This window comes from Rhizobacter sp. P2_H2 (genome assembly GCF_056403375.1).
Genome location: NZ_JBFUFP010000804.1, coordinates 1 through 2,550 on the forward strand (window position 1 = coordinate 1; position 2,550 = coordinate 2,550).

The following is a 2,550-nucleotide window of genomic DNA, read 5'->3' on the forward strand; positions in this document are numbered from 1 at the left end:
AACAGCAGGTTCTCGTAGTTGAGCCGGTAGTCGCTCGCGAGCAGCGTCGTCATCGCGACGATCGTCAGCAGCACGCCGGCCAGCACCAGGTCGTCGAAGCCGCCCGGCAACCCCACGCGCAGCACCGTCGGCGCAAAGCACAGCAGCGCGAAGGTGTTGTAGACCTTGCGCATCGGCGCGAGGATCGGCATGCCGGCCACGCAGAAGCTGTACACCGTCAGCGGCAGCCCGATGCGCTCTGTCGTGCCGCCGTGGGGATAGAACAGCCACGCCGCCGAGCCCCAGACGATGCCCGAGCCCATCGTCGCGCCGACCCAGATGCGGAACCACGGCTGCGCCGCCGCCAGCGTCTGCACGTTGCGCCCGCGGAACGCCACCAGCGCCCACACCCGAAACGCCCACAGCCCCCAGAACATCRCCATCCAGGCCGCCAGCAGCCAGCGCGGCGCGTGGTCCCAGAACAGCAGCGCCATCACCGACGCGCCGGCCGCATTGCCGGCCAGCGTGGTCGGCACGTACGAATACAGCCCGTGGATGCGCTCGACTTCGGTCAGCTCGCGCAGGGAGGCGGCCTGTGCCGCGGGCGGGGCGGCGACCGCCATCTCAGCCGCCGCCGGGCCGCCCCAAGGCGGCTGAGCGCCCCCTCGGGGGGCAGGAACGCAGTGACGTGGGGGCGGTCATTTCTAGCGCGGGCCGTTGTGGCGCCAGGCCGAGAAGCCGCCGTGCGCTTGCGTCATCTGGCTCACCGCCAGCACCGCCTGCGTGCGCGAGCTCACGTTCAGCACCCGCAGCACCGCGGCCACGTGGTCTTTCACCGTCTCGACCGACAGCCCCAGCTCACGGGCGATCAGCTTGTTCGGGTTGCCCTGCAGCAGCAGCGCCAGCACGTCGGTCTGGCGCGGCGTGAGGCCCAGCGACGCGATCGACGGGTGCTGCTGGAAGCTGCCGCCCTTGGCCGCCTCGCCGATCTGGTTGACGGCGGCCGGCACGCCCCACGGCGAATCCTGCGCGCGCTCGGACGGCCGGTCGTTGCCGATGCTGATCGGCGGCACGTAGATGCCGCCGGACATCACCATGCGCAGCGCGTCGAACAAGGTCTCGTTGGAGGCGCGCTTCGGCACGAAGCCCATCGCGCCCAGGTCGATCGAGCGGATCACGTCGCTCGCGCGGTCGGAGGCCGACACCACCACCACCGGCAGCGCCGGGTAGGTGCTGCGGAACTCGACCAGCAGGTCGAAGCCGTCGGCGTCGCCCAGGTGCAGGTCGAGCAGCACCAGGTCGAAGTCGTTGTCGGCGGCCAGCGTCTCGCGCGCGGCGCGGGCACTGCCGGCACCGACCACGCTGACGTGGTCGCCCAGGCCCTGGATCACGGTCTGCAAGGCCGACAGGATCAACGGATGGTCATCGACCAACAGCACTTTCATCGCGACATCCCTTTCGTGCGCTGTGAGCCCTCGGCCCGGGGCAAAGCGCCGATGCTAGCCGAGCGCCCCGGACGCCCCGCACCCCCTGAAGAGGGTGAAGCGGCCCACTTTGTCAAAGCGGCGTGTCAAAGGTAGCGCCGTGTCAGCGATTCCGCCACGCACACCGGCTTGGCCGAGCCCTCGCGCTCCATCGTGACCTCGATCGTCAGCTGGGCGCCGCCGTCCAGCGGTTCATGGGCCAGCAGCCTGAAACTGCCGCGCAGCCGGCTGCCCACCGGCACCGGCGACGGAAAGCGCACCCGGTTCAGCCCGTAGTTGACGCCCATGCGCGTGTCGCCCACCTCGAAGGCCGACGCGAACATCTCCGGCAGCAGGCTCAGCGTGAGGAAGCCGTGCGCGATGGTGGTCTTGAACGGCCCGGCCGCCGCGCGCACCGGGTCGACGTGGATCCACTGGTGGTCGCCGGTGGCCTCGGCGAACTGGTCGATGCGGTACTGGTCGACCTCGATCCAGTCGCTCAGGCCGATCTCCTGCCCCACCAGGGCCTGCAGGTCGGCCAGCCGTTCGAAGCGCTTCATCAGGCGTCCAGCCACTGGAGCAGCGGCTGCCATTGTTCGAGGTCGCGCTCGACGCGGCTCGGTGCCACGTCCCATAGCGTCAGGCCGCGCGCGGCCAGGTGCACGTAGTTCTGCGTGTCGCGCAGGAAGCCCAGCAGGGGCACCTGCAGCGTCTCGAGGAAGCTGCGCAGCTGGTCGGCCGAGATGGTGCCCTCGCGCACCCGCATGCCGACGATCGCGACCGACACCTTGTCGCCACGCCGCCGCGCCAGCAGTTCGCGCACGAAGGCGTGCGTCGCGTGGATGTCGAAGATGCTGGGCTGCAGCGGCACGAGCACCTTGTCGGCCAGCTTCATCACCTCGTCGAGGCGCTTGCCGTGCAGGCCGGCCGGCGTGTCGAGCACCGCATGCGTCGTGCCCTTGGGCGGGCGGACGACTTCGTCGTGGGTCAGCTCCCAGCCGGTGATGGTCGGCAGGTTCGCGGGGCGCAGCGAGAGCCAGGTGCGGGCCGACTGCTGCCGGTCGACATCGCCCAGCATCACGGCATGTCCGGCCTGGGCCATGTACCC

3 protein-coding genes and 1 pseudogene are annotated in these 2,550 nt (G+C 70.4%); all 4 read right to left on the reverse strand.

Annotation, left to right across the window (positions count from 1 at the left end):
• Positions 1–602, reverse strand: a pseudogene (locus AC1D15_RS26565) (hypothetical protein); the annotation flags it as partial.
• Between the two features lie 81 nt (positions 603–683).
• Entirely contained in the window at positions 684–1,424 is a 741-nt protein-coding gene (locus tag AC1D15_RS26570; RefSeq protein ID WP_047503039.1) for a response regulator, read from the reverse strand.
• Positions 1,425–1,549: 125 nt separating this feature from the next.
• The gene (locus tag AC1D15_RS26575; protein ID WP_477828356.1) at positions 1,550–2,002 is read right to left on the reverse strand and encodes a MaoC family dehydratase; all 453 of its coding nucleotides are present in this window, start codon (positions 2,000–2,002) and stop codon (positions 1,550–1,552) included.
• A partial coding sequence (locus AC1D15_RS26580) for a ParA family protein (RefSeq protein WP_477828357.1) occupies positions 2,002–2,550 on the reverse strand: 549 nt, incomplete at its 5' end. The genes AC1D15_RS26580 and AC1D15_RS26575, both read right to left, overlap by 1 nt.

Excerpts from the sequence above, each read along its gene's own strand:
- AC1D15_RS26575 (WP_477828356.1), bottom strand. The coding sequence starts at position 2,002 with ATGAAGCGCTTCGAACGGCTGGCCGACCTGCAGGCCCTGGTGGGGCAG.
- AC1D15_RS26570 (WP_047503039.1), bottom strand. The coding sequence starts at position 1,424 with ATGAAAGTGCTGTTGGTCGATGACCATCCGTTGATCCTGTCGGCCTTG.